General features: G+C 55.7%; 5 protein-coding genes and 2 pseudogenes. 5 read left to right on the top strand and 2 right to left on the bottom strand.

The features are described from left to right. Positions 1–255 (bottom strand): annotated as a pseudogene (locus tag MVK46_RS09990) (hypothetical protein); the annotation flags it as partial. 81 nt (positions 256–336) lie between these two features. On the opposite strand from MVK46_RS09990, the gene hflX reads away from it, so the two are divergent. Beyond that, a complete protein-coding gene (gene hflX / locus MVK46_RS09985) occupies positions 337–1665 on the top strand; it encodes a GTPase HflX (protein ID WP_297536524.1) in 1329 nt (442 codons plus the stop codon). Here the strand turns inward: hflX and MVK46_RS09980 are convergent. Beyond that, the gene (locus tag MVK46_RS09980; protein WP_297536526.1) at positions 1603–2565 is read right to left on the bottom strand and encodes an inorganic phosphate transporter; all 963 of its coding nucleotides are present in this window, start codon (positions 2563–2565) and stop codon (positions 1603–1605) included. The two genes, hflX and MVK46_RS09980, sit on opposite strands and share 63 nt — an antisense overlap. 196 nt (positions 2566–2761) lie before the next feature. Here MVK46_RS09980 and MVK46_RS09975 point away from each other — a divergent pair, with 196 nt between their 5' ends. From MVK46_RS09975 to MVK46_RS09960, 4 genes and pseudogenes are all read left to right on the top strand, one after another. Then, on the top strand, positions 2762–3319 hold the full coding sequence (locus MVK46_RS09975; protein ID WP_297536523.1) for a pyruvate/ketoisovalerate ferredoxin oxidoreductase subunit gamma: 558 nt from the start codon (positions 2762–2764) through the stop codon (positions 3317–3319). Between the two features lie 39 nt (positions 3320–3358). Beyond that, the gene (locus MVK46_RS09970; protein WP_297536525.1) at positions 3359–3676 is read left to right on the top strand and encodes a 3-methyl-2-oxobutanoate dehydrogenase subunit delta; all 318 of its coding nucleotides are present in this window, start codon (positions 3359–3361) and stop codon (positions 3674–3676) included. 1 nt (position 3677) lies between these two features. Continuing rightward, a complete protein-coding gene (gene porA / locus MVK46_RS09965) occupies positions 3678–4865 on the top strand; it encodes a pyruvate ferredoxin oxidoreductase (protein WP_297536522.1) in 1188 nt (395 codons plus the stop codon). 5 nt (positions 4866–4870) lie between these two features. Beyond that, positions 4871–5063: pseudogene (locus tag MVK46_RS09960) on the top strand (pyruvate synthase subunit beta); the annotation flags it as partial.

Genomic DNA, 5063 nt, shown 5'->3' with positions numbered 1-5063 from the left:
GAGAACCCTCGAGAGCCTCTCCCCAGAGAGCTTCCCGTCCTCCAGCATGTCCATGAGAACCTGAAGAACGTTTGCCCTGACGTGGGGGTTCTCGTCGTCGAGAAGTCCAACGAGGACGTCGAAGACCTTATCGTGTTCCTCAGCCAAAGCCCGCACCTCTTTGAGATGCCACGAGAGAAGGTCCTTCTTTATGCCCTCCCTGTCCACTATTATGTCGCCACCCTTCAGCACAAGGAAAACCGCCAAACCCCGCATAGTCTCCCCCAGAGTATTACGGCACGTTAGAATTTAAGCTTAGCCCAAAGGTTATTAAGATGACTTCCCACTTCGAAGCCGATGAAAGCGATAGGCGTCATAAGGTACTCGCGAAGGGAGAGGCTCAGCAGGGAGGAGTTTGAGGAGCTTCTCAGAAGTGCCGGCTACGAGGTTTTGGCGGTCGTTGAGCAGAGGAGGGAAGAGCACCCGCGCTACAACATAGGAAAGGGAAAGCTTGAGGAGCTGAAGGAGCTTGTTAAAGAACTCAAACCGGACAAGGTGGTTTTTGCAAACCGCTTAACCCCTTCCCAGGCTTACAATCTGTGGAAGGAACTCCGGGTTGACGTCATCGACCGCTGGCAGCTCGTCCTGGAGATTTTCGAGAGGCGGGCGCACTCCAAGGAGGCAAAGCTTCAGGTCGAGCTCGCCAGTCTTCAGTACGAGGTTCCCCTCGTGAAGGAGGCGATAAGGAGGATAAAGCTCGGCGACAGGGCCGGTTTCAAGGGAATGGGTGAGTACCAGACCCAGCAGTACCTCAAGCACATCCGCTACCGGATGGGCAAGATAAGGAAGGAACTCGAGCGGGTCAAGGCCGAGCGCGAGGTGAGGAGGAAGAAGCGCGAGGAGCTTGGCTTCATCCTGATTGCCCTCGCGGGCTACACGAACGCTGGGAAATCAACGCTCCTCAACGCCTTGGCAGGAGACAGCGTTGAAGCGAAAAATCAGATGTTCACAACCCTCGACACGACGACGAGGCGCTTCAAGCTTAACGGCAAGAGGGTTCTCGTAACGGACACGGTGGGGTTCATAGACGGACTGCCGCCTTTCATAGTTGAGGCCTTCCACTCGACGCTGGAGGAGATTGTTAGAGCGGATATAGTCCTCCTCGTCCTCGACGCCAGCGAGCCATGGCGTGAGGTCGCGAGGAAGTTCAGGGCATCGGTGAACGTTCTCCGCGAGCTTAAGGCCCTCGACAAGCCTATCATCGTCGTCCTGAACAAGGTTGACCTTATTGAAGAGGGGGACGCTGAGGAGAAGGCGCGGCTTACCCTGGAGCTTGCCGACGGGCTTGGCATCTCGGTTGAGGCCGTCGTTAAGGTTTCGGCAAAGGAGCGCGTGCTGGGCGAACTTCAAGAGGCCCTTGAGAGGGTTCTCCTCAAGCTTCCAAAGTACGGGGCTTTTAAGCTGACCGTTGATTACCCTGAGAAAGTTCCCGCGGTTCTCTCCTTCATAAACGCCGTTGGTGAAGTTCTGTCCGTTAGCTACGGGGAGAGAACGAGCATTGAGGCCTACGTTCAAACCGGAACGCTGAGGGAGCTTTCGAAGATGGGGGTAAAAATTGAAAGGCTAAACCATTCCGGCCAGGCTGAAGAGCTTGACCAGAACGAACGAAATCCCTATGGCGGTTAAAGGCGTGGCGACCCAGCCGAAGAGTATGTCCCTGATTACCCTTCTGTCAACGCCCTGACCGACAACTATTCCAACGCCGACAACGCCGCCGACTATTGACTGGCTTGAGCTGACGGGCAGCCCGAGGAAGTTCGCGAGGCTGACCGACATGGCCGCCCCGAACTGCGCCGCAAAGGCCGAAATTGGGCCGAGGGCAGTTATCTTCTTCCCAACGGTGTGCATGACGGCGTAGCTGAAGGTCAGCGAACCTATCGCGAGGCTTATGGCCACGAGGACTCCTGCGGTTTTGGGAGGCAGGAATCCGGCCCCGACTATCGGTCCGGATGCGTTGGCAACTTCGTTGGTTCCGAAGTTGAATGCCATGTACGAGCCTCCCAGAATCGCGAGGGCCTTGTAGAGGAGTTCGATTGTTGAGACGCTCTTTATTTGAGACATCACCTTGGAGTAGAACTTGAAGAGAATCGCCGCAAGGATTCCTGAGAGTATGGGTGAGATGACCCACGCGGCCGCTATTTTTCCAAGGGTGAACCAGTTGACCGGAGCCTTCATGGCGAGACCGACGCCTATGACGCCGCCGACTATGGACTGAGTCGTGGAAACCGGGAGGCCTTTAACAGTTGCTATCGTTACCCATATTCCTGCGGCGAGAAGCGCTATCAGGGCCATCTCCATAGTTAGAAAGCCCTCGGGAACTATGCCCTCTCCGACCGTCTTCATGACCTTGTACCCCTTCAGGTATGCCCCGAGAACGACGAATATCGCTATCGTGAGCGTTGCCTGACGGAAGCTGAGTATTCCAGAGCCGACAGCTGTTCCCATGGCGTTTGCCGAGTCGTTGGAGCCTATGTTCCATGCTATGTAGAATGCCACTGCCAGTATGGCTATCGCCAGCCCCTCCATTCCCATCACTGGCTATATAGTCTATATAGTCTGTTAAAAAAGTTTTCGAGAACTGATGAGCGGAAAAAACCATTGGAGGAATTCAAAGTTCACCTTTACCCAGAAAGTCCCGTTTAGGGTTCCTTAACTCGATACCGAAACCTAAATAAATGTTTCGGACTAACTGAGAGTGAAAAACCCAAAGGAGGCAGGGAAGATGATTGAGATACGTTTTCACGGTAGGGGTGGACAGGGTGCCGTTACCGCCGCGAACATTCTAGCTTCAGCCGCCTTCAAGCAGGGCAAGTACGTCCAGGCGTTCCCCTTCTTCGGCGTTGAGAGGCGTGGAGCGCCGGTTACGGCCTTCACCAGAATTGACGACAAGCCGATAAGGATTAAGACCCAGATTTACGAGCCAGACATCGTTGTCGTGCTCGACCCGAGCCTTCTCGACACGGTCGATGTGACCGCCGGTCTTAAGGACGGCGGAACGGTCATAGTCAACACCGAGAAGAGCAAGGAGGAAGTTCTCGAGAAGCTCAAGAAGAAGCCGGGCAAGCTGGCCCTCGTTGACGCTACGACGATAGCCCTTGAGATACTCGGCCTCCCGATTACCAACACCGCAATACTCGGTGCGGTCGCCAAAGCCACCGGCGTCGTCGAGCTTAAGTACGTCCAGGAGGCCATCAAGGAGACCTTCTCGGGCGAGCTCGGCGAGAAGAACGCCAAAGCCGCCGAAGAGGCCTTCAACAAGACGGTCGTTTATGAGCTCTGACCTTCTCTTCCCCTTCCTTAACAGAGGGTGGTGATAAAGTTGAACAGCTTGTTTGGAGAAAAGAAAGCCCGGGCAGAGAAGCTCGTCTTTACTAGTGTTGACCAGTACCCAGAGGCTCCAATAACCCTGGGGACTACCCTCATAAACTTCACCGGCGACTGGAGAACGTTCATACCTATTGTCAACGACGAGAAGTGCGTCAAGTGCTACATCTGCTGGAAGTTCTGCCCGGAGCCGGCTATCTACATCAAGGAAGACGGCTACATCGGGATAGACTACGACTACTGTAAGGGTTGTGGAATCTGCGCGAACGAGTGCCCGACCAACGCCATAACTATGGAGAAGGAGGAGAAGTGATATGGCCGAGTATAAGCCGATTAGGAAGGTTGTGAGCGGTAACTACGCGGCCGCTTACGCGGCCAAGCACGCCCGCGTTCAGGTGGTTGCGGCTTATCCAATCACACCGCAGACGAGCATCATCGAGAAGATAGCCGAGTTCATAGCCAACGGAGAGGCCGATATCCAGTACGTCCCCGTCGAGAGCGAGCACTCGGCCATGGCGGCCTGTATAGGCGCTTCAGCAGCAGGCGCCAGAGCTTTCACCGCAACCTCCGCCCAGGGTCTGGCTTTGATGCACGAGATGCTCCACTGGGCGAGCGGAGCCAGACTGCCGATAGTCATGGTTGACGTTAACAGGGCAATGGCGCCCCCGTGGAGCGTCTGGGACGACCAGACCGACAGTTTGGCTCAGCGCGACACCGGCTGGATGCAGTTCTATGCAGAAAACAACCAGGAAGTCTACGACGGTGTTCTGATGGCCTTCAAGGTTGCCGAGACGGTCAACCTTCCCGCGATGATAGTGGAGAGCGCCTTCATACTGAGCCACACCTACGACGTCGTCGAGATGATTCCGCAGGAGCTTGTCGACGAATTCCTCCCACCAAGGAAGCCCCTCTACGACCTGGCGGACTTCAGCAGGCCGTTCTCGGTTGGGGCACTCGGCACGCCCAACGACTACTACGAGTTCAGGTACAAGATAGCCAAGGCAATGGAGGACGCCGTCAAGGTCATCAAGGACGTCGGCAGGGAGTTCGGCGAGCGCTTCGGCAGGGACTACAGCGAGATGATTGAGAAGGGCTACGTTGACGATGCCGACTTCGTCTTCATGGGTATGGGCTCGCTCATGGGAACCGTCAAGGAAGCGGTGGACCTGCTCAGGAAGGAGGGCTACAAGGTCGGCTACGCCAAAGTCAGATGGTTCCGCCCGTTCCCGAAGGAGGAACTCAGGGAGATTGCCGAGAGCGTCAAGGGCATAGCAGTCCTCGACAGGAACTACTCCTTCGGTCAGGAAGGTATACTCTTCAACGAGGCGAAGGGCGTTCTCTACAACACATCGGCGAGGCCGATAATCAAGAACTACATCATAGGACTCGGCGGCAGGGACTTCACGGTTCAGGACGTCAAGGCGGTGGCTGAGAACATGAAGAAGGTTATCGAGGCAGGAAAGCTCGATAGAGAGGTTGAGTGGTACCACCTCAAGAGGTGAGAGGAATGGAGATTCCCGAGAACGTTAAGAAGAGGTTGAGCATTCCCGCTGAGGAGCACTTCTTTGCCGGTCATACTGCCTGTCAGGGCTGTGGCGCCTCGCTGGGTCTCAGGTACGTCCTCAAGGCCTACGGCAGGAAGACAATATTTGCGATTCCCGCGTGCTGTTCAACCATCATAGCCGGTCCCTGGCCCTCCA

The sequence above is a fragment of the Thermococcus sp. genome (assembly GCF_027066465.1).
Taxonomy (GTDB): Archaea; Methanobacteriota_B; Thermococci; order Thermococcales; family Thermococcaceae; genus Thermococcus.
This window is presented reverse-complemented; position numbering and strand designations above follow the sequence as displayed.

Excerpts from the sequence above, each read along its gene's own strand:
- hflX (WP_297536524.1), top strand. The coding sequence starts at position 337 with ATGAAAGCGATAGGCGTCATAAGGTACTCGCGAAGGGAGAGGCTCAGC.
- MVK46_RS09980 (WP_297536526.1), bottom strand. The coding sequence starts at position 2,565 with ATGGAGGGGCTGGCGATAGCCATACTGGCAGTGGCATTCTACATAGCA.
- MVK46_RS09975 (WP_297536523.1), top strand. The coding sequence starts at position 2,762 with ATGATTGAGATACGTTTTCACGGTAGGGGTGGACAGGGTGCCGTTACC.
- porA (WP_297536522.1), top strand. The coding sequence starts at position 3,678 with ATGGCCGAGTATAAGCCGATTAGGAAGGTTGTGAGCGGTAACTACGCG.